This is a genomic window from Paenibacillus sp. J22FR21 (genome assembly GCF_056269135.1).
The window spans coordinates 471834-495254 of sequence record NZ_JBWDNJ010000004.1; the positions used below are offsets into that span (position 1 = coordinate 471834).

A 23421-nucleotide genomic window follows, 5' to 3' on the forward strand; every position below is an offset into this window, starting at 1 on the left:
CAGCCATACACGACTTTCATGTTTTGTTCTGTTTTTTGCTCAAATAGATTTGCCGATAGCGGCTCGGCGTAACGCCCGTGTATTGCTTGAACATCCGCGATAAGTAATGATTCTGCATCCCAACCTGCTGAGCAACCTCAGAAATATTGCAATCCGGCTTCTCCAGCAGCTGCTTAGCTCGCTCCACTCGGCGCATGTTCACGTATTGTGTCGGAGCGTAACCGACGATATTTTTGAAATAGCCGATAAAATAATTCGGATGGAGATATGCGAGCCTAGCCAAATCTTCCACGCCGATCTGTTCGGACAAATGATGCTCGATAAAATCCAGTACACGATCGATTTTCTCAAGCGGTTCGACCTGTTGAAGCGACTCTTCGCTAATGCCGCCATATTCCAAATAAATAGCCATAATATCAAACAAAGCCGCCCGAATGCGCAGCTCCCTTGTAATCATCGAAGATCTGTAGACGTCGATCAACCGTTCAAACAATGTCCGCAGGTGAACCTGCTCCTTCGGCTCCACAATAAGCGGAAGCTTAAGCAGATCGAACATTTCCATATCCCCGATGGATGCTCGAAAATTACACCAGTAGACCGCATTCGGCGCTGATCCCGTATTAAACGATTGCTTGCCGGGTGGCATAAGCAGCAACTGTCCGGGTTTGGTATGGTACAAGCGGCCGCTTTGCATCAGCTCGCCTTCACCCTCTATAATAAACCAGAGTCTATAAAATTCTGAAACTTGCTCCATGGCCTGTCCGTTCTTAGGCGCAGAGAATGCTGCTATGGTTACGTCCGCTTGAAATCGGTGAAAATAATTCTGTATGATCGTCTTGTAGGTATGTTTCATTTTCTTTTCACCTGCGTCTCCCACTTTTCAGATTTTTGCGAGTGTCACGCATTTTCCTATTATAACGCACTCTTCGGCCTAATGAACACCTCCGAACGGACGGTGCAATCCGAGAATCTCCTACCAAAGTCTCACTTATTTGCCCATCAACAGAAGGAGGATTACGCTCACCTATGCGCACTTCTACCAGCCAAAACATTGATATATCACGCTTTTTCCCGATGCTTGCTTTGCTTATGGTCATTCTGTTGACAGGGTGCGGCTCGTCTTCACCGACTTCGACGACAGCCTCAAACGTACCCAAGGTATATAAATCCAATTGCATTTCGTGCCATGGATCGGAGCTGCAGGGCCGGATAGGACCTACAACGAACCTTCAGCATGTTGGCAAAAGGATGACGAAGGAGCAAATCACCGCTCAAATTAATAAAGGCGGCGGCGGTATGCCTGCCTTCTCAGGCAAGCTTACACCAGACGAAGTCCAGGAGCTGGCGAGTTGGTTAAGTGCCAAGAAATAATAAAAAGACCCTTCCCGCAGCGGCGTAATGCTTGAGCATGACGTTGCTGCGGCAAGGATCTTTTATCTTTAATTGCGATTGTTTCGCTTACCGATACGCAATTGAGGCAAACCGGAAGTCAACGTACTTTCAAAGGACCATTTGGATGCGCCCATCTTCGGATGAGTCGGAAACAGATCTCCCGCAAGCAGCGGCAGCAAACTGCCCCAAGCATCTCCGTACACGCCGTCTGCCGGAACAAGCTCTCCGCTCTTGTAATAGCGCTTATCGTTTCGTTCAGAGTGAGCCGTCATCCTACCACCGTCCCTCTACCCTGCATACTTCCTATTGGTATATTCCAATTATGGGCTTTAGGTGACGATGTTATGCATCCGTTTTCAATCCAGCTGCTCCACGATCACAAAAGCCGAGGCCAATGACTGATCATGCGTAATCGTGACATGGATGCTCGTCTTCGCTTGCATCAAGCCAAGCCGGTCCCAGGCACCGTCTGTCAGTCGGCAAACCGGCTTCCCGCTTTCATGACGATCCACTTCGATATCATGCCAAGAAAGCTTGTTTCCAATCCCGCAGCCAAATGCCTTAGACACCGCTTCCTTCACCGCGAACCGGCCAGCTGCAAACTCGACCAGCCGTTTCCCGCCTACCGCATCGGCAAGCTCCAGTTCGCGCTCGGTCAGAATTCGGCGCATAAACTTTGCGCCGCTATCGCCTTGTATTATTTTGCCCATTCGCTCGAGCGATGAGATGTCATGCCCAATACCGATAATCACTGCTGTCAACCGCCTTACTTGTGAATGTGGAGTATATGATTGGTAAGCCTTTCACTACACTAGGGCAAAATAAATCCGTACTTCTTCCATACTTTTCCCGCTTCTTCGCTTTGCAGGAAACCTAGCAGCTCCAACGCTTGCTCTTGATGCTTCGTTCCCTTCACTACCGTTGCCGGGTACACGATTGGCTTATGCGTTTCAGAGGCTACCGTTAGCGCAATCGTAACTTTGGCTGATGTCATGGCATCCGTCAAATAGACGAAACCGGCGTCTGCGTTGCCGGTCTCTACGTAGGACAGCACCTGCCTTACATCCTTCGCGTATACCAACTTCGGCTCGATTGCGTCCCAGATGTCCGCTTCTGTCAGCGACTGCTTCGTGTAGCTTCCGACCGGTACGCTCTCTGGTACGCCAATCGCAATTGTCTTATAAGCGGCATCGGTTAATACCGTTAGCTCAGAAGGTGCGGCTACTGTTGAATCATTGGGCTTCTTGGGCACGATCAGAACCAGCTCATTACGCAGCAAAATCGGACTCACACCCACCAAACCCTTGTTCTGGAGGGCATCCATCTGCTTCTGGCCCGCAGAAATATACAGGTCCACCGGTGCTCCCTGTTCGATCTGCTGCTGCAGCGTGCCCGATGCACCAAAATTATACGTGATTCGCACATCTTGATGCTGCTCTTCATAAGACGTTTTCAGTTCGGTGAGTGCATCCTTCAAGCTCGAGGCTGCCGATACGGTTAGCTCGGCCGGTTGCTGTGGCTGTTTGCTGCATGATGACAAGCTTGCGCAGAGCAGTACGATAATGATCAAACTGCATAATGGAATCGATCTGTTCATGTTCATCTCCGATATACATTTACGCACGCTAGCGGATGACGCCGATATGTGCCAACCTGAAGTTCGTCCCTTTGCATTCCGGACCGTCGCCATGCGTGACTTCCAACTCCAATTTGTGAATGCCTTGCGGCAGATCATCTCCTAGGAAGCAGGCTCGATACCAGCCGTCATCCCCGCACCAATCCGGGCGCTCGCGCGACATGGTCACCCAGTCTCCACCGTCAATCCGATAACGAAATTCGGAGGACATTTTGCCAAAATCAAACCCTAACGACAGTCCCCGACCTTCGAACGTGAAGGACAGCTTCGCGCCCACTGCTGCGGTCTCCAGCAGGTCGATCCATTCATAGAACGGCCAGCGGCGGATGACCCATGGGCCCTCGGTTTGTACTTGTGCGAGCGGCAGCAGCTCTGCGGCTCCCCAGTGCTGCGGATGCAGCGGTGCAGGGAGGGACTCGGAAGCGGGCACAGCTGATTTGGCGTTGATCGCCTCACCCAGCAGCTCTTTCTCTAGAAAAGTGATGATGCTATGCCCATAGCTTAAACTGCCTCTATGAGTGGGATGTAAGCCGTCCGGCAGCCACTCTTCCCAGCGCATTCGGCCTTTGCGCACTTCTTCAAGCGCATACATCCCCATCCACACCGAACCGATCCCGTAGTGATCTGCCAGCTCTTCCAACTCGGCGATCGAATCCGGCACACCGCCTTCGCTCATCACCGCATACATATTCTGCATAAACGTATGCGCGAGCACGATATCGCGGTCTCCATCAGCAAGCAGCTTTCGGAGTAACCCTTCTCTTGTTCGCCTTCTTTGATCCGACGGATCGCCATAATCATTCACGGCATAATCGATAAACACGAGCTGGCAGCCGCGATCAATTAGATCTCGTTTGGCACGGAATACGGCTAGCTCGCTGCCGGTTGCTCCGATCGCTGCATTTTCAACCACGACTCTCACACTCGGGTATTGTTCGACCAGCCATGCAATGACGGGCTCCGGCCAATTGTGCCGTGTGCGCGCATCTGTGATTGACCCGCCGATAAAACCAACCGTCAGCTGTCCCTCCGACAGTGCCCTGCGCGTATGTATTAATGGATTGCGATGTTTCCACACTGCTGCATTCATTCGTTGAGCTTCCTCCCCATGAGGTTCATTTGAACTCACACAACTTTGACCTGCGGTGCTGCATATCCATGATGCTTTGCGTTACTTTCCTTATCATACCACTTGTCCTGCGTAGTTTCATGGCGAATTGATTAGAAGGAGTTGCACTTGCACCGAAACTAAAAAACCCGCCCTGCCGGCAATATGCCGGCGGGGCGGGTTTAAACAGCTCTAGATACCCGGAATCGGGTCACGCTTGTGAGCGGTTTTGATGAATTGCTTCTCGAGTTTCTCGCGAATCGCGTCGTCGATTTGTTTGCCTTCGAGGTAGGAGCTGTTGTCATCGTAGGTGATGCCAAGCTCGTTCTCGTCGGTTTGGCCATCCCAGAGGCCGGCTGTCGGCGCTTTGGTGACGACTGCGCCCGGTACGCCGAGTGCAGCTGCCAGCTGGCGAACCTGCCGTTTGTTCAAGGACGTGAGCGGCGTAATATCGACCGCGCCGTCGCCCCACTTGGTGTAGAAGCCGGTGACCGCTTCGGATGCATGGTCTGTCCCGACAACGAGCAGATTAAGCTCGAATGCGAGTGCATATTGAGCCACCATGCGGGTACGGGCTTTCACGTTGCCTTTGCCCCCGCGGCTGATGTGGCGCGAGATGCCGATCGACTTCATGCTGTGCTCCACTTCAATGGCAATCTCATCGACGGCCTCTTGAATGTTGGTCTCCACGCGATATTTCAGATTGAATGCTTCCGCAACCGCGTAGCTGTCTGCAATATCAACCTGATCGCCGTAAGGCTGGAACACGCCGAGAGTCATATATTCTTTGCCTGTCTCCGCGGACAATTCGTCTGTCGCTTTCTTGCAGAGACCTGTTGCTACCGCACTATCGATCCCGCCGCTGATCGCAATGAGCAGCCCCGTCGTGCCGGACTTGCGCACGTATTCCTTGAGAAAATCAACGCGACGGCGAATTTCCTGCTCTGGATCGATTTCAGGCTTAACGCCCAACTGCTTAATGATTTCGTCCTGCAAGCTCATCCCCATGTCCCCTTACACCGCTTAACGGCAGAAGCGCTCGAAAGCAGATGTCAAATCTGCAGCAATATCAGCAGCCGAACGGTTCTCGATTTGATGACGTTCAATGAAATGAACGAGTTCTCCGTCTTTCATCAGGGCGATGGATGGAGAAGACGGCGGGTACGGCGCGAAGAATTCACGCGCTTTGGCAGTAGCTTCTTTATCTTGACCGGCAAATACCGTATACAGGTGATCCGGCGTGATATCATGCTGCAACGCTTGTGCTACGCCTGGACGGCATTGACCTGCAGCACAGCCGCAAACGGAGTTAACAACAACAAGCGCAGTTCCTTTGGAATCCGTCAATTTAGCAGCAACGTCGTCAGGTGTACGAAGCTCCTCAATTCCGATTCGAGTTAAATCATCGCGCATTGGCTGCACCATATCTACCATGTATTTTTCAAAAGACATCGACATGTATAATCGCTCCTTAAAAGTACAATTTTCTTTCTATTATACGCCCCGCTCTATTTGAAAGCAAAGAAAAAGCAACCGGGACCGCGCCCGATTGCTGTTATTTCTCTTTTGACCGATCCGAATCCGCAACATCCTCTGCAATGGCTGAGACGACATTTATGTCCGGATGCATATAAATCCCCCCACGCGGAGGAATCTTTTGTTCGAAATAATCCAGGTTCTCGCTGGTTAGGAAACCGATATCCTTATACGGATGCACCCATTGGTTGCCTGCCATGACTTCAGGGTCCGTTTCTTCCGTCCACTGGCTGAGCGGAGACTCAGGCGACTCATAGTGATGATCGCCGATCACTACGCCGTATTCGTTGACGAAAGGATCATGCGGCCCTCGGCCCGATTGAAATTCCGGTAGAAAATTAATCTCGAACGGATCCAATGACAAGTCGTCTTTACCGGCCGCTGGCGGGAATGAAGACAGATCGACTTGCGAGATAGGCCTCTTTTGTTTCTTCTTGCTCATTCTAATTCCCCCTTAGTCCGCAGGGCGATTAGGGCCGTCTAATTTCTTGTCATAGCCTTCCGATTCCGGTGCTTTACCGCTGCTGCGCTGCTTATTGCTTGCTGCGGCTTCTTGAGCCCCGGCATTGTGCTGCTGTTGTTTATTTCCCAATGCTGGCACCCCCTTCCACCGCTAGTATGCGCGAGGGGCAAGCAGCTTATCCGTTAATCAATACCTTCCGAGGCATGAAAATACCGATAAACGACAACACGATAAAAAGCCATTGCAGCATCGTCAATCCAAAGGTCAATGCAGGTAATGTTCCGGGAGGATATGCCGCAAACAGACTAACGAACAATCCACCTATGCCAGTGCCAAGAAGACTAAGGGAGGCGGATTCCCCGCTGCCGATCCGACTCGAAGCACCGGTCCGAAATAAGATTCCGTATACGCAAGCAAGGAGCAGTGCATAAGGGATGGCATAGGGAAAGTCCGTTAACAACGTCCACACGATGCAACCTGGTATTATCGCATAAGGCCACACATCCAGCAGCTTCTTAAGCGGAATTTTACGTTTCCTGCCTGCGTAAGCAACATAGGCACAAGCGAGAAGAAAACCGAAAGCCGTATCGGTGGCACTGCCGCGAACAAGCAGCAACGCACTTGGCCGTTCCCACAGCAGTTCCGGATCTCGAACAAGGAACGCCAGCTTCCAGCCTATAATCGTACAAATAACAGCATTCAATGCGATGTCCAGCCAATGGGTCTCCCTTTGAAGAGATGATCGCGAGAGCCATATCTTGAACATGGCCAGTCCAACTGCCGCTGATAGAAGACCCGCAAGCAGCATCGCATCCAATCGTAAAGGGCCGAGTTCGATCGCTTCAGACATGTTCTCTTCTCCTTAGTAGCTGCTCAGTGCAGCGGCGGCTTCATTATGATTACGGGATCTGTCGATCTTGACAATGAACGTCGTACCGACTCCCTCTTGGGAATCCACTTGTATACCGCCGCCGTGACGCTCGATAATGCTCAAACATAGCGGTAAGCCAAGGCCGGTACCGCGGGATTTAGTCGTGAAGAATGGTTCGAACAGACGCTCCAGCTTCTCTTTGGGAATACCGCTGCCGTTATCGTTTACTCGAAGCTCCACATAATCGATGTGCGATTCCGTCTGGATCGTCAGCACGCCATGCTGATCCATGGCCTCCATGCCGTTCCGGGCAAGGTTCAAGATCAGCTGCTTCATCTCTTTCTCATTCAACATTAAGGATGGAATCCGCTCCGCCAAACGAAGCTCAATCGACTGTCCGCGCAAATTGGCATCTGCCCAAAGCAGCGGCATGATCTCATTAAGAATATCATGCAGCGAGCAGCTTTCTTTCTCAATAATCCGATTCTGAGCCAGGGAGAGGAAATCGTTAATAATACTATTCGCTCGATCAAGCTCGTCCATCACAATGCGAAAATATTCCTGCTGATGCTCCGGGCTGCGCTCCCGCATTAATTGTACGAAGCCGCGAATAACGGCCATCGGGTTACGGATTTCATGAGTAATGCTTGCCGCCATTTGGCCGACCAAACTTAATCGTTCCATCCGACCGATCTCATCACGGAGGCGACTAAGCTCGGTGATATCATGGGCGATGAGAGCCGCTCCGATGATCTCATTATTTTGCATATCGCGCACGCAGATGCCGGAATTGACGTACATTTTGCCCTGTTCCTGCACATATTCCGTCGTAAGTCGATGCCCATTGAGCGCCTGATAGAGCAGCCTGCCAAGGACATCCTTCTCGATATGATCGTACATAATCGTAAACGGCTGGCCAACCAGCTCGTGGCGTAGCTTGCCGCCTACTTTATCACGCAGCAGGTGAATCGCCATTTCGTTGATATGGGTAATGGTCCCCTGTTGATCCACGAAGATGACGCCGAGCGGCGTTTCATCAATAAATTGCTGCAGCTTCTGGACCTCGATGCGATAGTTGTTGGAAATGCCGTTGAGCTCGTATGCCGTCATTTGCCTGCGGATGAAATTCTCAGCAAAGGTCAGCATCATCCACATAACCAAGAAATAGAGCAGCTCGTGGCCAATCAAGTAGAGGAGGTCAGTAGAGTTCAGGTCTGGTTGTTCGGTCCGCTCATAATAAATGAAGGCGCTTGCGCGAATTAATAGAATGACAGCAGTCGAAGCCATCACGATCTTAAGCTTACGTGGCCTGGAGAAGTTCAGGAAACCTTTATGATACTTATAAATAATGGGGAAAAGCAGCAGCAGCATTCCAATAGCGTCGATCCAGACCGATAGTCCATCCATCATATATAATTCCGATACGATGAATATCGTTGCCAATGGGATCAATACGCCTATACCGCCGTATAACGAACCGATTAGGAGCGGTGCATAATGGTAATCCAAGTAGAACTCTTTGATCTCAACACAAACCTCCAGCCCCAGAAGGACGCAGGCTCCACAAATGAGGATGAGAATGATGGGAATATTTTTGCGCGGTTTCGAATAATCGTACCAAACTTGAAAGGCGAATACTGGCATCAAAGCTACGATAATTTGCAGGAGTATTAGCTTCCACACAAAGACTAGTCCCACCTTCCTACTAGCACCTAGAAACCCAGTATATGTAATAGAAATAATCTGTTAATCCGATTAAAACATAGGTCTTGGAAATTTACAACGTTTCAAAATGGTAGTTTTAAAACTGACCAATGAGTAGACGCCGGATATTCGGGGTAGTATGATAATTAACGGTAAATTGCAGTTTTATTCAGTAAATAATTAGTGAAACTCGTGGATAAGATTCCACTATATAAAGGCGGAATAGTAGAAATGAAACCCTATGATATTATCATCGTCGGTGCAGGCTCTGCCGGTCTGATGGCTGCTGTGGCAGCCGGCAGGCTCGGAGCCAGAATCCTGCTGCTCGACAAAGGGGACAAGCTAGGGCGCAAGCTCGGCATCTCCGGCGGCGGACGCTGCAATGTAACGAACAATAAAGATACCGATGAGCTGATCAAAAACATTCCCGGCAACGGCAGATTCCTGCACAGTGCGCTGAGTAACTTCTCCAATAAACAGATCATCGAGTTCTTCGAGGGACTGGGCATCGCGCTCAAGGAGGAAGATAACGGCCGCATGTTCCCCGTTTCGGACAAAGCGAAGACGGTAGTCGATGCCTTGGTTGGCCAAGTGAAACGGTACAATGTGGACTTGCTGGTCAACTCGCCGGTTGCGAGTGTGCTGTATGATGAAGATAAAGTGCTTGGCGTTAAGCTTGCCAGCGGCAAACGAATTGACGGCAACGCCGTAATCGTCGCTGTCGGCGGCAAATCGGTGCCCCACACAGGCTCGACCGGAGATGGCTACGCTTGGGCTGAAGCTGCCGGTCACACCATTACGCCGCTATTCCCGACCGAGGTACCGCTGACGTCGAAGGAAGATTTCATCGTAAAACGAGAGATTCAGGGACTTGCGTTAAGAGATGTCGCGCTCAGCGTTCATAATGAGAAAGGCAAATCGATCATCACGCATCGAGGCGACATGTTGTTTACGCACTTTGGTATCTCCGGTCCGATCGTACTGCGCTGCAGTCAATTCGTCGTCAAGCAGCGGGTGAAGACCAAAGCTCCTGTTCAGCTGACGATTGACTTTTTCCCGGACTCGAGTGTAGAGGATCTCTATAATCAATCGTTGAGTGCGGCCAAATCGGAATCCAAGAAAGCCGTCATCAATGTGCTCAAAGGCTTTGTGCCTGAACGGATTCTACCGATTGTGCTGGGACGAACAACACTTGATCCCTATGTCACCTACGATAATATTCCAAAACAAGAGTGGCGCGAGCTCAGCCAGCTGATGAAGGCATTCCCGATTTACGTGAATGGAACCTTATCGATTGAGGAAGCTTTCGTTACGGGCGGCGGCGTCAACCTCAAAGAAATCGATCCGAAGACGATGCAGTCCAAATGCAAGGAAGGACTCTACTTCTGCGGCGAGATCCTGGATATCCATGGCTATACCGGCGGCTACAATATCACGGCAGCTTTCTCGACCGGTTATACTGCAGGCAGTCATGCTGCGATGCAGACCGTATAAATAGAAACGGTGGCAACAGGGACTATCCCCGTGCCACCATTTTTTGTGCTTCAACAATGTTGTCATCTAAGCAACATTTCTAGCGACCTGACTCAACCCTTCACTCCGCCGGTAAACAACATCCCCTTCTCCAGCGCACCTTGCGTAATCATAAATACGAGCAGCAGCGGAAGAATCGAGATGACACCGCTCGCGCTGATCCAGTTGGGCCGTGGGTTCTGCCCGCTCTGCATATCGTTCATCGCCACCGTGAATGTCCAATTATGCGGCGACCTTGATACCACGTAAGGCCAGAGGAAATCATTCCATACCGGAATAAAGGTCAGCACAGCCACGATCGTAAAGACCGGAACGGACATCGGGACGACGATACGCAGGAATGTCCGAAGCTCCGAAGCGCCATCTACGCGTGCTGCTTGAAGCAGCTCTTTGGGCAGCTGATCGAAGAACCCCTTGAACAGAAAGATCACGAACCCCCATGCAAAATGCGGTAGAATAATGGCCCAAATATTGTCCACGAGGCCGAGCTTCTGCATGAGCAAATATTGCGGAATGAGCACGGATACGCTAGGGATCATGATCGTTGCGAGGAAATACATCAGGACGATGAATCGAATTCTTCGATTCGGAATGAGCTGTGAGAGCGCATAGCTGGACAACGCCCCGAAGAAGAGCTGCCACGCGATAACTACCAGACAGATAACGAGGCTGTTCATGAAGAAATGATAGAATCCTAGGCTTCCCGCCGATTCCACCGCAAGCAGATTCAAGCTTCGGAAGCTGTCAAACAAACGCAGCCAGTTACGAGACTGCTCCAGTTCCACCACTTTACCATCCAGCAATCCACTTTCGTCGAAGTAGACTCGCAGCTGTTTACTCAGCGCTTCATCTGATAGATAGGGCTTCCCTACATAAGCATCACCTTCCGATATCCCGTACCACGTGAAATCCGATAAGCGGCGCTCGCGGATTTGGCCCAGCTTCGTATTCATGATTTTGTCGGAGAAACGATCGGTGGACACGATAAAAGGCTGCCCCACATAGAACTCCGCTGCGGTTGTCTTCGCCCTATACAGCTCGAGCCCATCCTTAATGCCGGTGACGGTAATCTCCCCGATATTATCCCGCATGAAGGCTCGCCACGGATACCAGATCGCTTTCATCGCATCCTTCTCGTAGAACGTCTGCTCCTGGTTCCCCAAGCCGGAGTAATCCAGTGTCAGCTCGATCGTATGCGGAATTCTCGGAAGAAACTTCGGTGTCGTCGATTCAATCGATTCGTTATCCATGATAGCCGTTACGAGCAGCCAAACGAGCGGAAGAAGTCCCAGCGCGACGAACACGATCGTAACCAGATAGGAAGCGACGTTCAGCTTACGTTCGCCTTTTTCCACAATACGGTTAGGTCTCATCTGCGGTCAGTCGTCCTCTCTTTGCAAGCGGAATTGAATCACGGTCAGTACGGCGATCAAGAGGAACATGAAGAAGGAGAGCGCTGCCGAAACCCCGAATCTTGATTGTTCGAAAGCCGTCTTCTGTATCATGAGCGCCACAACAAGCGAGGCATCTGCCGGTCCGCCTTGCGTCATAACGAATATCGTATCAAACGACAGCAGAACACCTGACATAAACCCGACGAACTGAATGATGATGACGAACGAAATGTTCGGCAAAATCATCAGCATCATGCGCCGCCAGGGCCCGCAGCCGTCAATTTTCGCTGCTTCGAAGAGCTCGGATGAAATGGATTTGATGGCTGCATAGTAAAGCAGCACGCCGATACCGCCGCTGGCGAAGAAGCCGGGCAGCACAATCGCAAGCTTGGTCATGCGAAGGTCATTCAGAAAACCGTACGGGCCAAGCCCGAGCTTACCCAGCAAATAGTTGAACAGTCCACGATCGGGATTGTACATCCACTTCCACAGCAACGCGCCTGCAACAAGCGGCAGTACATTCGGAATTTGATAAAGCACAAGAAAGAGTCCGCTCAACCGCTTCATATGACTGAGAAAGAGCGCCTGCACAATCGGAACCCAGAATACGAGCAGCACCGACAAACCGAAGAATATGAACGTGTTCTTCATCGCAACCCAGAACGTATGGCTGCTGAGAAATTCGAAGTAATTGCCAAGCCCGACAAATTTGCCCGGCGGGGTCATAATATCGTAGTTAAAGAGACTGATATAGACCGCTTTGAACAGCAAGTAATATTTGAATATAAAGAATACAACGACAGAAGGAAGCAGGAACAAAATCGGTGTCCACGGGATCTTCCATTTATTCACCATTTCCTCACCACCTACTTGCTGCACCGCGCTTGACTACCGAATCGCTATGAGGCGCGGTGCAGTAATAAATTGCTTAGACCGGATCCGATCAACTATTTGCCGCCTGCCATAATGTCACTGTTATACTTATCGATCACTTCCTTCTGGGCAAGTGCTTCGGCCGCCTTGAGCTCCGTGGCCGGGTCGGCGCTTGGATCAAGCAGAATCGTCTGAATCGGCTTCACGAGGTAGCTGCTCAGGCTGCTTTTCAGATAGTATTCCAGATGCTTATCCTTCGCCGTTGCTTGGACAGCCGCTACATAATCCGGAGGTAAATCCTTCACCCACTTCGTTACATCGAAGTCTTTGACAATCGACAGCGGATTAATCGCAAAGCCGTTGTCCAAGCAGAATTGCGCCCATGCCTCCATATGCTCCTTCGACAGGAAGAACATCGCATATTCGAATGCGGCTTTCTGCTGCTCCGGCGTCGATTTGGGATTCAGCATCCAGAAATTCCCTCCCACTTGCGAAGGCGCTCTGCCTGATGGTCCGATCGGGAAGGGCGTGAACCCAATATCCTCTGCTTTCATCCCTTGCTTCAAGAAGTTGCCGAAGCTGTCCGAGCTGCCCAGAATCATCGCTGATCGGCCGGTATAGAAGTCTCGCAAATTCTCGTTGTAATCTTGCACGACATTCTTCTGCGTTACTTTATGGGTCCATTTCAAATCTTTATAATATTGGAGCGCCTTCACAGCCGCTTCCGAGCTGAAATTCAGCTTAACGGTCCCGTTAGGTAGAAGCTCCGTCAAGTCACCGCCTGCTTGCCAAACGTAATATTCAAAATGCCAATCCGCCCAGTCCATGCCCAGAATATCGAAGCCGATTGTATCCGGATTATGCTGCTGCACTTTCTTGGCTGCTTCAGTAAATTCATCCCACGTCCTCGGCGGACTGTCGATCCCTGCTTTCTTGAACATCGACTTGTTATAAAGTAATCCGGATGAATACATGAAGCTTGGAATGCCGTAAATTCGGCTGTCCTTCGTTGCCAGATCAAACGCGCCGTCAATGAAACGGTCCTTATCGGGCGAGTTATTCATCAAGTCCGTGATGTCTGCGGCAATCCCCTTCTGCATATAGAGCTGCATGTCCGGAAACGGCTGCTCCATCACATCAGGTCCTTCTCCGCCTGCAACCGCTGTCATAAATTTCTCGCGTACATTCGTCTGGAATGCTTCAACATGCTTAACCTTAATGTTAGGATGAAGCTCTTCGAACCTCTTAAACCGGCTTTCAATGAATGGCTTGCCGGGATCGTCAGGTGCCGGTTGATCCCAAGCGGTTATCTCTATGATTGGCTCCGTCTCATCCAGTGAAGCATTTACAGCAGCTCCGCTATTCTCGGCTGCCACAGCCCCGTTGTTATCCTCACCTGCACCTGCAGCCGAACCTGATAGATTATTATTGGAATTGCACGCGCTAAGCAGTACTGAGCATAAGGCGGCTACCAGCAATCCAGCGGCCGTCCCGTTAGGAATCTTGTGCTCTCTCATTCCTTACCTCCTGAGCATAAACAGCATGGTCACAGTCGCCACCGCCGCCGTTTACAGGTTAATCATAGCTGGATCGGCTGAACACGTTAATGGAAATAACGAACTTATGCACTATTAAAATTTTGATGATACCGCTGCACGGAATTGTACCGGTGTCATGCCGGTAGACTTGCGGAAGACGCTGCTGAAATAAGCGGCATCCTTAAAGCCGACAAGTTCGGCTATCTCTTGGATTTTTAAATTGGAATCTCGCAGAAACTGTTCGGATTTGCGCAGTCTGGCTGCGGTCAGATAGTTTACGAAGCTTTCACCGAATCGTTCTTTGAATCGGCGGGAGAAATAACTGGGATGGAAGTAGAATCGGTCTGCAATGGTTTGTAGGTTAATCGGCTCATGCAGCGAGCTGTCGATAAAGAGCTTCACCTCGTCGATGACGCTGTATTCCGAGGAATGACGCAGTTTATACAAGTGGCCGACGATATTGTGGACCATTTCGCTTAAATGTCCTAGAATGTCCTGCCACTGTGTAAGGCCGTGCAGCCACGTCAGCAGATCATCCAACTCGCCGATAATCCACTCGGGGATACTCGTTTGGGTGAGCAAATATTTGCGCAGCAGGAGATGGAATTCGACGCAGAAGCTTTCCAGATGAGCGAAGTACACCTGCTTGCCTGTAGCAATCAGCCCGACACGTTCATCAATCCAGCCTGTCAGCGCGGAGACGTTGCACTCGCTCAGGAAGCGCAGCAGCAAGGCCTCGTCTTCTCTGGAGATCACGGAATGCAAGCCCGCTTTCACCTGTTCGCCGGCATCGATCATGTAAATACGGCCATTGCCGTGAAGAATGCAATTGCGAAGCGCTTGCTTCGCTTGCTGGTAGGACTGCTGTATGACTTCCATCTGATTGACGGCACCGCCGCATCCGATGGTTGCTTCCAGCTTCAGAAGGCGCTGAATGCCGCCGAGAATTTCTTTAAGCTCAAGGTGGAGCGTATCCGTTTCAACCGGCGAATGGCCGCCGAGCACATAAACAAGCTCATTTTCCAGCATCGCATGTCGGAATAACACGCCTTTGCGCTCTGTGGATTCGAGAACGGTAGAGATCATATTCTGAACAGCGAACGAAAGCAGCTTCTCGTCCCCCTGCCGAAAGGACAGATGCGGCAGCTTGACCGCCTTAAGCACGAAAACAACCGCGACAAAATAGCTGCAGTTCCGGCGCAGCGCGAGCAGCTGCTCGTCTCTCTCCGCTTGGGGCACGCCTCCGGGTCCGTATTGGATGAGCTTGCTAAGCATCCGCTCCCGAATCGACTCTTCCGCGCTGCTTTGCAAATGCTTAATCTGCTCGCCTGCTTCGGATTGCTCCAGGCGCTGCCGGATTTTGTCTAAGACCCGCATCAAGCTCTCCTTCAACTCTTCCTTGTCGACTGGCTTAAGCAGGTAATCGGTCACCCCGAATTGAATGGCTTTGCGGGCGTAATCGAACTCTCCGTAACCGCTAATCACGATGAACTGCAGCTCGGGCATTGCCTGCGCCGCTTCCTTCAAGAAAGTGAGCCCATCCATAAGCGGCATGCGAATATCCGTAATTACGATATCAGGCCTCAACTCGTGCAACACTCGCAAAGCTTCCTCGCCGTCTCCCGCTTCGGAGATCGATGTGATCGGCAGGCCGGACATCTGGATCTTCTTCATAATGCCCTGCCTCATCAGCTGTTCGTCATCTACGACTAGCAATTTCATAGGAAGGCTCCTCTACTCGCGTTTTTTTGATCAGAACCGTTACCGTCGTCCCCTGATCTTGGCTGCTTTGAACGGTTAACCCATAGCTGCTGCCGAAGACTAGCTTGATGCGGTAAAGCACATTGAACAGGCCGATGGATGAAGCCGTATGATCCGAATAGTTAAGCTGCTGGCATTGCTCCAGCTTCCCTTGCAGCAACAATAGTTTCTGCTTTTCAATCGCAGGGCCGTTATTCCAAATCGTAATAGCCGCGTCTGAATCGGAGAGACTGTAAGCTCGAATACGAATTTCCCCGCCTTGTGTCAGATGGTCTATTCCGTGAATGAAGCTGTTCTCGACCAGCGGCTGCAAGAGCAGTTTCGGCGTCAGCGTAGCATGAAGCCCTTCCTCAATCTCGATGGAATAACGAAGCCTCGCTCCGAAACGAATTTGCTGAATCGACAGGTAGATTTCGAGCTGCCGAATTTCGGTTTGCAGCGTGGACATATGGCCGCCGCTGATGTTGTACCGGAACATTTTGGCAAGGGAGGAACTGATCAGACTGATGCGGTCATCCTCGTGAAGCGAGGCCAGACTGTCGATCATCCCAAGCGTGTTGTACAGAAAATGCGGATTGATTTGGGATTGCAGCGATTTGATCTCCGCATCCTTCTTCACCAGCTCCGTCTCGTATACTTTCACGATGAGCGAGTTGATCTCCTTCGCCATCTGATTGAAATGTCGGATAAAGTATCCGATTTCGTCCTTAGAGGTAACGGGCACAGAAACCTCGTAATTGCCTTGTTCGATGGAAATGATCCCATTCTTCAACAGCTTAAGCGGCGTAATGATACGACTGGCGAGGAGACTTGCGATCACCATTGCGCCAAGCAGACAGATCATCCCGATCACAAGCGTGCGGAGAGCAAACGTATTCAACTGCTTCAGCAGTACCTGCAGCGGAACTTTCCCAATAAGCGCCCAGGACGTATTGTTAAGCTCGTTGGAAACGAACAACGTCTCTACGCCGTGGTCATCGCCGAACATGTATCGGGAAGATATGCCATAGCTGAACCGAAACAGCCCGTTTAGGCCTTGCAGCTGCGCGTCCGTCCGCTCATGATCCGAGAGCATCACTTGCCCGCTTGCCGAGTCGACCAGCATATAGTTGCCCTGTTCGTCGCTGGCAATATCGCCGAGCCACTTCTTCAGATATTCCGGCGAGAGCCGGATATAGATGACACCGACGATAGGAGTGTCGATATTGAAATTGATGATTTTGACCGCTTGCGCGAACATCAGGGTGTTAACTTGTTGATTCGTCGCCGCGTCGATTGTATGCGTCGGGACCCAAATCCCTTTCCCGTCCTTGGCGACAGCGGCCTTCTCGATCGGCTCGAAATCAAAGTCCAGCTCGTTGCTTTCATTCATTCTGCCGCTAGAGAGCATATAACCGTCCAATTGGCTGACCATAATATAGTCCACCACCGGGTTATCGGTCAGAAACTGGCTGAATTTCGCAGAGTAGTGCGAGTACGCATCCGGATCGGCCCCCATTTTGCTGACAAACTGTTGGAAATCCTTATTGCCAAAATAATCCCACGCGAAGTTCTTCACGTTCAGCATATAGGATTCCAGTGTGGCGGCTGATTGATTGCTGATCTGTTCCATGTTGCCGACCGCACGCTGCTTGATGTCCGAGGAGGTTTGGATATAATAATCGAGCCCCAGCGCCGAGACGGTAATTGAGATGGTGATGAAGAAGCAGAACCATATCTTCCGATAGAGCGACTTTGTTATCCAATGGTAAGGAAATAGCAGCACCTTTGTCCGCATCTTCTGCATCCTAAAACACCTTCTCACCTTAATTACTTAAATTATAGATGGAGCAGGGCCTTTCTATCATTAGTTTTTAGATTTCCTTCTACTAAAATCGTGATAGATTTCGCGGTGCACAGCACAAACAGTCCATCCCTGCCACTCGGGAACAGACTGTTTACGGCAGATTAGAGCGCTGCTGCCCGCTTCATGCTAATAGGGAAACTCGATCATATTCACCTCGGACACTTCTTGATCCGGGTCAGCGGGAATGCGGAATGTCTTAATCTCGCATTGACCGTAACGCAGCGTCCACGTTCGCTTCAGCGCCGGCACCTCGATCACGGCTTCGCCGCCATGCCCGCACGCTTCATAACAACGCAGCACGTAACCGTCGCCATCCTCTGCGGGTTTAAATGCCGTAACGATCAGATTATCTGCGGACACTCGGATTCCCTCTGACGACTGAGGAAGCGAGCCTTTATGGTACGTTTCCACGATATGAATAGGCGGGACATTCAGCTCGAGCGCCCGCTTGGTCACCTGCGCTTGCTGCCAACCACCCTCGTGTGGAAGGAGCATATAGCGGAATTGCTGCAGCCCTTGATCCATAAATTCGCAGTATTCGTCTCGTTCGCCATAGTGGTCCGCGTAGATCGGGCTGCGAACGACCGTCATCCGCAGTTCGTTGTCTTTCACATCCGAGCTGTACTTCGAATCGTTCAGCAGTGTGAGACCATATTGCTTGAGACCGGGAACATCGGGAGATCCGCTTACATCAAGCCACTGCTGGCCCGGTTCTTCCTCGCCGTTCACCGGACGCTCGATATAGCCGTACGGAATTTCGTATGTCGCCTTAGGCTGGCTGACGCGTACAGGGAAAGAAAGCTTAAGCATCTTATGCTTCTCCCGCCAATCCAGCTTCGCTCGCACTTCAATGCCCGGCTTGTCGCGGTATAAGATGAAATCCTGCCGCAGCTCGGATTGACCGCTGCGATTCGTTACTCGCATGACAGCGCGGAGCGGCCCCGCTTCCAGCAGCTTCACCTGGGCATCGCCGAATCTCGCAACCTCGTCCCGAAACTCGAATACGCCATGCGCCCAAGTATCGCAATGATGCTCGTCAATAACAATCGGCACAGCGCCGTTGCCGCTTAATACTTCTATCGCATTCTTCTTGTCATATAATCTGCGGATATGACCGGTATGCGGTTCAAATTCTACGCGATGCCAATCGTTCTCTAAGGCTGCCGGTTCTGCGATTAACTGATGCTCTGGCGAAGCGGCCTCTCCGAGCATTTTCTCCTTATAGATCCAATACACTCGGTAACCCAGTGCCGGAACACGCGCCATGAACGCTGTATCGAACTTGTCATCACTGCCATTGGTCCGCGAGCCACGGACGATCTGATGCTGGATGACTTCGCCTTGATCATCCGTGACGCTCGTCACTTTCTTGTTCACTTGGATCAGCGCATCCACTTCCCAAGACAACGGATTAAACACGACGACCGGAACGCCTGCATCCTTCTGCTCCCAGAGCACCCAGTCCATATCTTTGCTGAGCGACTGGATTTCGTCCTTCATCGTATCAATCGACCACGAGATTCGCTGCAGCGCCGCATTCAGCGTCACGGCCGCGATATTCAGCGATTCCCCATAGGCTTCCCTCGCATCTGTAAAAGCCTCCTGGACGGAGCAGCCGCCCATAATGTCGTGGAACTGATTGAACATGACATTCTTCCAGCCCCGCTGGATGTCCTGTGCGGCGTAATCGTAGCCAGCAAGCAAGTGTGCGAGTGTACCGAACTTCTCTGCCGTGATCAATCGGTGCTCCGCTTTGCGGTTCAACGCTTTGGACTCGGAATGGGTGGAGTAGCAGCCGCTCGCATGATGCTGCAGATCGTCCTCGAATACCGGGAACTGCACGCCGCTGTGCATCATTTCTTCAAAATAAGCATTCGGAGAGCTAAACCGGAAACGTTCGCTGCCTAGATCCGACTGCAGTCGGTGAATGGACTGGATGTTAGCGATGGTCGGACCGCCGCCGTGATTGCCCACGCCATAGAAGCCCATGAAATGGTGCTCATGCTGCTCGGCCAGCTCCATGACCTCCAGTGATTTGCCATAGACGGGATCGTCATGTTGAATAGAGGAGGAATTGTTGTAGCTGATCGGATTGCGGAAGGCCAGCACTTGGCTGCCATCGAGGCTCTGCCACCAGAACACGTTGCGCTCCATGCTCTTCTCCTGCTCTTGCGGACGCATATAAACATAGCTGTCCATGCCGCTCTTCTTCAGGATTTGCGGAAGCATATTGTGATGACCGAAGGAATCGACATTGTAGCCGACCTTCGCCATCACGCCGAATTTCTCTTGATAATACCGCTGGCTGTACAAACCATGCCGAACGAACGATTCCCCCGAAGGCAGATTGCAATCCGGCTGTATCCACCAGCCCCCTACGATAACCCAGCGCCCTTCGCTCACTCTGGCGCGAATTTCTGCAAACATCTCCGGCGCATTTTGCTCAATCCACTCGTAGTAAGCAGCCCCTGCACAAGTAAATATAAAGTCCGGAAACTCAATCATCCGATCAAGTGCGGAACGAAACGTCGCCTTTATCTCTGCATAACCTTCCTGCCACTGCCACAGCCATACCGGGTCCAGATGTGCATTGCCGATCATATGCAGCTGAATGCTGTTATTCATCGATTCAATCCCTCTTCTCCATGAGATTCCGGGCAACGGATAACGCGGCATAATCGCCGACATGCTCTCCAAGTCCGGCAGTAACGATTTCACAAACGGCTGCGGAACCGCTCAGCGCTTCACGGCGCAGCTCTTCAAACATATAGGGATCAAGCAATTCTTGCTGCCTGGTATAAATACTGCCAATGACGATGCGCTGCGGATTGATTATATCGATCAGCACAGCGATGCCCCGCCCAAGCATACGTCCAACTTCTGCGAAAATCTGCAAAGCCTGCGAGTCCCCTTGCCTTGCAGCTTCCGCGACAGCTTTCGTCGTAACCTGTTGCTGTGGCTGGTTATAGGATGGCAGCGCAGCGCCTGCTTCAAGCCGCTCAACTACCTTAGACTGCGCAAGTCTTGCAATCCCGCCTCCACTGCAAAATCCTTCGAAGGACCCTGCCTTGTTGTACCCAACCGGCCCTTCTTCCGCAAGTCTTATATGCCCAACCTCGCCTGCATTATCGTTCGTTCCGGTATACAGGCGGCCATCCAGAATGAGTCCGGCTCCCATGCCGGTGCCGAACGTGAGGAAGATCATGTTCCGCGTCCCTTGCCCCGCTCCCCACTGCCATTCGGCCAGCGCGCATGCATTGGCATCGTTCTGCAAGCCGACCGGGACGCCGAAGTGTCGTTTAATAGGCGTGATGACATCGACGCGATCCCAGTTCGGTAGATTCGGCGGCGATAGAATCAGCCCATTGCGGCTGTCCAGTGGACCGCCGCAGCTAATGCCTATTGCCTTGAGCCGTTCTCTCTCCGCCGGATGCCGATTAAGGAGCAGCTCCAGTTGTGCTGATAGCTTGTCTAGTGTGGCTTCGGGAGTCGATTCGGTCGGAAAAGCTACCTTATCTACCAATTCGATTTGCTCACCTGCCGCCCCTGCTGCATGCCCCAGCGTAACCGCGCATTTCGTGCCCCCGATATCAAGCCCGGCATAGGTCACTATACTCATCCGAAGAACGCCTCCTCCAGCATGATGCACAGCGTGTGATAGATGGGCAGATGGCGCTCCTGGATGTCCGGCGTTACGGCATGCGGGACAACGATCGTGCAATCGTTAAGCGCTTTCATTAATCCTCCTGAGCTTCCGGTTAATCCGACGCAGATCATCCCTTTCGCCTTGGCTACTTGAATCGCTTGGATAATGTTGCGAGAATTGCCCGATGTGCTGATCCCGAGGAATACATCCCCTGCCCGGCCATATCCGTACACCTGCTGGGCGAAGACCATATCAGAGGCTACATCGTTAGCGAATGCCGTCATAAGTGCGCTGTGGCTGACTAGCGAGATTGCGGGAAGCGCGCCTTGCAAGCTATTGCAAAGTGCGTCCCCTTCTGCCGGGAACAGCTCTGTTACCGATTCTCGAAAAGACTGCGGAACCGGACGCGGCAGCATGAATCCTTTCATCAATTCCCCGACGATATGCTCGCTGTCGGCAGCACTGCCTCCGTTGCCCGCTACCAATACTTGCCCGCCCTGCCGGTAGCAGGCTTCAATCAGCTCGAAGCTGCGCTGGATATCCGCGAGGCATCCTGCAAGCTCCGGGTATTTGCTTTGAAGCACATTCAGATGCGGATTCATAAGCAATCGATTCCTTTCGCGGCGGAAACTTATTAATATAATATTAAGAAGTAGTGATTATAGGATAGATTTTACAACTGATCTACTAATGCGTCAATGGGTTTTCTCCACCTTATGAATATGAATTTAAGAAGTCGGCATTATAAAAGCCGCCCTCAACGTAGCAGCGGCTTCATGTCTATCCATTCGCTTACATCTTTTTGAAAAAACTGCTCCAGCACCAGCGTCCCCGCACCGATTGCCCCGCCTAACACACCTAATTCGGCTTTGTACATATGAATATGGTCGGCAAAGGAAGCGAAAATCCGGCTCATCGCAATTTCCTTCGTTTGCTCAAAATATGGAGGGTACGCATGCGTAAGCGCTCCTCCGATAATAATGATCTCCGGCATAAGCAGATGAATGACATTGCCAACCGCAATGCCGACATAACGTGCCGATTCCGTTAGCAGCTGCTGCGACAATGGATCTCCGTCACGCGCTGCATCCAATATTCCAGCAATCGAAACGGACTTCTCGTCTGCAAGGTATCGTTCTCGATACGATGTCTCTGCACCTCTGCGAATCTCCTCGCCTGCTCGCCGCTCAAGAGCAAGACCCGACGCCACCGCTTCAAGACATCCATAATTTCCGCAATTGCATCGAGGGCCATCAATGTTGATCGTTCCGTGACCTACTTCACCTGCACCATAAGGCGATCCATAGTGCAGCTTACCGCCAATAATCAATCCACTTCCGATCCCAACGTCAGCATCGAGATAGAATACATTTTGCTTTCCCTGAGCGGCCCCATGCCAATATTCGCCTAGCGCGATCAGGTTCGCATCCTTTTCGATAAAGCTCTCGATTCCAAAATGGTCCGTAATCAGCTGATTAAGCGGCAGACCCGCCAGACCCTTCATGTTTGGCGGCGACAGTACGACACCTCCGAAGGAATCAAGCGGTCCGGGAATCGCCATGCCAATACCGAGTATTCGAGTGCGATCTACGTTCGACTTCACGATTGCTTCTTCGATGCAGCTGATCAACTGTTCGACGATGGCGTTGGTTTGAAGCGTATCCGGATTCGTTTCCGTCTCGTAATGAGCATGAACGCCGCCTGATAGATTCAGAACGACGACATGAATGCGGGCGACACTGAGATGAAGACCTACCGAGTAGAATCGGTCTTCCTTGAGCTTATATAAGAGCGGCTTCCTGCCGCCTGTTGATTCATCGTAGCCTACTTCGCAGATAAACGAATAAGAGAGCAGCTCATCAATGATATTCTTAACCGCTGTAAAACTCAGATGCGTTTGCGCCGCGATGTCGGCTTTAGACGCTTGTCCCTGCTTGCGGATATATTGAAGCACCGTGCTGCGATTAAGGCTTTTAACCCGCCTGTTGTTGGCTCCCCTCATTTGATTCACTTCCACCAACGCTCCTTAGGCTAACATCGTTATGGGAATTATAGCATAAAAGATGCTTTATTGGAGGAACCGCTTATCACCCTATCCCCACCAACCCGATATTCCGCAA

General features: G+C 51.3%; 22 protein-coding genes. 2 read left to right on the plus strand and 20 right to left on the minus strand.

What is annotated here, in order from left to right; all coding sequences use genetic code 11:
- Window positions 1-16: 16 nt before the first annotated feature.
- A complete protein-coding gene (locus tag AC0YNS_RS17575; RefSeq protein WP_475782262.1) occupies window positions 17-853 on the minus strand; it encodes an AraC family transcriptional regulator in 837 nt (278 codons plus the stop codon).
- A gap of 173 nt (window positions 854-1026) precedes the next feature.
- Between AC0YNS_RS17575 and AC0YNS_RS17580 the strand changes: the two genes are divergently transcribed.
- Window positions 1027-1371 (plus strand): c-type cytochrome, encoded by a 345-nt coding sequence (locus AC0YNS_RS17580; protein WP_475782263.1) that lies wholly within the window; start codon window positions 1027-1029, stop codon window positions 1369-1371.
- A gap of 68 nt (window positions 1372-1439) precedes the next feature.
- Here the strand turns inward: AC0YNS_RS17580 and AC0YNS_RS17585 are convergent, their stop codons facing one another.
- The 10 genes from AC0YNS_RS17585 to AC0YNS_RS17630 form a co-directional block, all read right to left on the minus strand.
- A complete protein-coding gene (locus AC0YNS_RS17585) occupies window positions 1440-1664 on the minus strand; it encodes a hypothetical protein (protein WP_475782264.1) in 225 nt (74 codons plus the stop codon).
- Between the two features lie 84 nt (window positions 1665-1748).
- On the minus strand, window positions 1749-2144 hold the full coding sequence (gene acpS / locus AC0YNS_RS17590; protein ID WP_475782265.1) for a holo-ACP synthase: 396 nt from the start codon (window positions 2142-2144) through the stop codon (window positions 1749-1751).
- Between the two features lie 59 nt (window positions 2145-2203).
- Entirely contained in the window at window positions 2204-2989 is a 786-nt protein-coding gene (gene modA / locus AC0YNS_RS17595) for a molybdate ABC transporter substrate-binding protein (protein ID WP_475782266.1), read from the minus strand.
- 28 nt (window positions 2990-3017) lie between these two features.
- Complete coding sequence (locus tag AC0YNS_RS17600) at window positions 3018-4118, minus strand: SGNH/GDSL hydrolase family protein (RefSeq protein ID WP_475782267.1); 1101 nt, start codon at window positions 4116-4118, stop codon at window positions 3018-3020.
- A 210-nt stretch (window positions 4119-4328) separates the two neighbouring features.
- Window positions 4329-5138, minus strand: a complete 810-nt coding sequence (nadE, locus tag AC0YNS_RS17605) for an ammonia-dependent NAD(+) synthetase (RefSeq protein ID WP_475782268.1) — start codon at window positions 5136-5138, stop codon at window positions 4329-4331.
- A 21-nt stretch (window positions 5139-5159) separates the two neighbouring features.
- Window positions 5160-5594, minus strand: coding sequence for a BrxA/BrxB family bacilliredoxin (locus AC0YNS_RS17610; RefSeq protein WP_475782269.1), 435 nt, complete (start codon window positions 5592-5594; stop codon window positions 5160-5162).
- A gap of 97 nt (window positions 5595-5691) precedes the next feature.
- Entirely contained in the window at window positions 5692-6114 is a 423-nt protein-coding gene (locus AC0YNS_RS17615; protein WP_475782270.1) for a DUF3905 domain-containing protein, read from the minus strand.
- Between the two features lie 12 nt (window positions 6115-6126).
- Window positions 6127-6264 (minus strand): hypothetical protein, encoded by a 138-nt coding sequence (locus AC0YNS_RS17620; protein WP_177186857.1) that lies wholly within the window; start codon window positions 6262-6264, stop codon window positions 6127-6129.
- A 46-nt stretch (window positions 6265-6310) separates the two neighbouring features.
- Window positions 6311-6985, minus strand: coding sequence for a hypothetical protein (locus tag AC0YNS_RS17625; RefSeq protein WP_475782271.1), 675 nt, complete (start codon window positions 6983-6985; stop codon window positions 6311-6313).
- Between the two features lie 12 nt (window positions 6986-6997).
- Window positions 6998-8689, minus strand: a complete 1692-nt coding sequence (locus AC0YNS_RS17630; protein ID WP_475782272.1) for a two-component system sensor histidine kinase NtrB — start codon at window positions 8687-8689, stop codon at window positions 6998-7000.
- Between the two features lie 222 nt (window positions 8690-8911).
- Here AC0YNS_RS17630 and AC0YNS_RS17635 point away from each other — a divergent pair, with 222 nt between their 5' ends.
- Window positions 8912-10204, plus strand: coding sequence for a BaiN/RdsA family NAD(P)/FAD-dependent oxidoreductase (locus AC0YNS_RS17635; protein WP_475782472.1), 1293 nt, complete (start codon window positions 8912-8914; stop codon window positions 10202-10204).
- Window positions 10205-10296: 92 nt separating this feature from the next.
- On the opposite strand, the gene AC0YNS_RS17640 is transcribed toward AC0YNS_RS17635, so the two are convergent.
- From AC0YNS_RS17640 to AC0YNS_RS17680, 9 genes are all read right to left on the minus strand, one after another.
- Window positions 10297-11616, minus strand: a complete 1320-nt coding sequence (locus tag AC0YNS_RS17640) for a carbohydrate ABC transporter permease (RefSeq protein WP_475782273.1) — start codon at window positions 11614-11616, stop codon at window positions 10297-10299.
- A 6-nt stretch (window positions 11617-11622) separates the two neighbouring features.
- The gene (locus tag AC0YNS_RS17645) at window positions 11623-12492 is read right to left on the minus strand and encodes a carbohydrate ABC transporter permease (protein ID WP_475782274.1); all 870 of its coding nucleotides are present in this window, start codon (window positions 12490-12492) and stop codon (window positions 11623-11625) included.
- A gap of 92 nt (window positions 12493-12584) precedes the next feature.
- Complete coding sequence (locus AC0YNS_RS17650; protein ID WP_475782275.1) at window positions 12585-14027, minus strand: extracellular solute-binding protein; 1443 nt, start codon at window positions 14025-14027, stop codon at window positions 12585-12587.
- A gap of 114 nt (window positions 14028-14141) precedes the next feature.
- On the minus strand, window positions 14142-15770 hold the full coding sequence (locus AC0YNS_RS17655; RefSeq protein ID WP_475782276.1) for a response regulator: 1629 nt from the start codon (window positions 15768-15770) through the stop codon (window positions 14142-14144).
- Window positions 15748-17595 carry a cache domain-containing sensor histidine kinase gene (locus tag AC0YNS_RS17660; RefSeq protein ID WP_475782277.1) on the minus strand — a complete coding sequence of 616 codons (1848 nt, stop codon included), beginning with the start codon at window positions 17593-17595 and terminating at the stop codon, window positions 15748-15750. The genes AC0YNS_RS17655 and AC0YNS_RS17660 overlap by 23 nt, the downstream gene beginning before the upstream one ends.
- A gap of 186 nt (window positions 17596-17781) precedes the next feature.
- Window positions 17782-20280: an alpha-mannosidase gene (locus tag AC0YNS_RS17665; protein WP_475782278.1), complete on the minus strand. Its 2499-nt coding sequence runs from the start codon at window positions 20278-20280 to the stop codon at window positions 17782-17784.
- Window positions 20281-20284: 4 nt separating this feature from the next.
- Complete coding sequence (locus AC0YNS_RS17670) at window positions 20285-21274, minus strand: ROK family protein (protein WP_475782279.1); 990 nt, start codon at window positions 21272-21274, stop codon at window positions 20285-20287.
- Window positions 21271-21903, minus strand: a complete 633-nt coding sequence (locus AC0YNS_RS17675; protein ID WP_475782280.1) for a D-sedoheptulose-7-phosphate isomerase — start codon at window positions 21901-21903, stop codon at window positions 21271-21273. The genes AC0YNS_RS17670 and AC0YNS_RS17675 overlap by 4 nt, the downstream gene beginning before the upstream one ends.
- A gap of 155 nt (window positions 21904-22058) precedes the next feature.
- The gene (locus AC0YNS_RS17680) at window positions 22059-23303 is read right to left on the minus strand and encodes an ROK family protein (protein ID WP_475782473.1); all 1245 of its coding nucleotides are present in this window, start codon (window positions 23301-23303) and stop codon (window positions 22059-22061) included.
- Between the last annotated feature and the right edge of the window lie 118 nt (window positions 23304-23421).

Coding starts and splice junctions, on each gene's coding strand:
- AC0YNS_RS17625 (WP_475782271.1), bottom strand. CDS start 6,985: ATGTCTGAAGCGATCGAACTCGGCCCTTTACGATTGGATGCGATGCTG.
- AC0YNS_RS17585 (WP_475782264.1), bottom strand. CDS start 1,664: ATGACGGCTCACTCTGAACGAAACGATAAGCGCTATTACAAGAGCGGA.
- AC0YNS_RS17655 (WP_475782276.1), bottom strand. CDS start 15,770: ATGAAATTGCTAGTCGTAGATGACGAACAGCTGATGAGGCAGGGCATT.
- nadE (WP_475782268.1), bottom strand. CDS start 5,138: ATGAGCTTGCAGGACGAAATCATTAAGCAGTTGGGCGTTAAGCCTGAA.
- AC0YNS_RS17640 (WP_475782273.1), bottom strand. CDS start 11,616: ATGAGACCTAACCGTATTGTGGAAAAAGGCGAACGTAAGCTGAACGTC.
- AC0YNS_RS17680 (WP_475782473.1), bottom strand. CDS start 23,303: ATGAGGGGAGCCAACAACAGGCGGGTTAAAAGCCTTAATCGCAGCACG.
- AC0YNS_RS17650 (WP_475782275.1), bottom strand. CDS start 14,027: ATGAGAGAGCACAAGATTCCTAACGGGACGGCCGCTGGATTGCTGGTA.
- AC0YNS_RS17610 (WP_475782269.1), bottom strand. CDS start 5,594: ATGTCGATGTCTTTTGAAAAATACATGGTAGATATGGTGCAGCCAATG.
- AC0YNS_RS17675 (WP_475782280.1), bottom strand. CDS start 21,903: ATGAATCCGCATCTGAATGTGCTTCAAAGCAAATACCCGGAGCTTGCA.
- AC0YNS_RS17660 (WP_475782277.1), bottom strand. CDS start 17,595: ATGCAGAAGATGCGGACAAAGGTGCTGCTATTTCCTTACCATTGGATA.
- AC0YNS_RS17580 (WP_475782263.1), top strand. CDS start 1,027: ATGCGCACTTCTACCAGCCAAAACATTGATATATCACGCTTTTTCCCG.
- AC0YNS_RS17645 (WP_475782274.1), bottom strand. CDS start 12,492: ATGGTGAATAAATGGAAGATCCCGTGGACACCGATTTTGTTCCTGCTT.
- AC0YNS_RS17575 (WP_475782262.1), bottom strand. CDS start 853: ATGAAACATACCTACAAGACGATCATACAGAATTATTTTCACCGATTT.
- AC0YNS_RS17600 (WP_475782267.1), bottom strand. CDS start 4,118: ATGAATGCAGCAGTGTGGAAACATCGCAATCCATTAATACATACGCGC.
- modA (WP_475782266.1), bottom strand. CDS start 2,989: ATGAACAGATCGATTCCATTATGCAGTTTGATCATTATCGTACTGCTC.
- AC0YNS_RS17665 (WP_475782278.1), bottom strand. CDS start 20,280: ATGAATAACAGCATTCAGCTGCATATGATCGGCAATGCACATCTGGAC.
- AC0YNS_RS17615 (WP_475782270.1), bottom strand. CDS start 6,114: ATGAGCAAGAAGAAACAAAAGAGGCCTATCTCGCAAGTCGATCTGTCT.
- AC0YNS_RS17670 (WP_475782279.1), bottom strand. CDS start 21,274: ATGAGTATAGTGACCTATGCCGGGCTTGATATCGGGGGCACGAAATGC.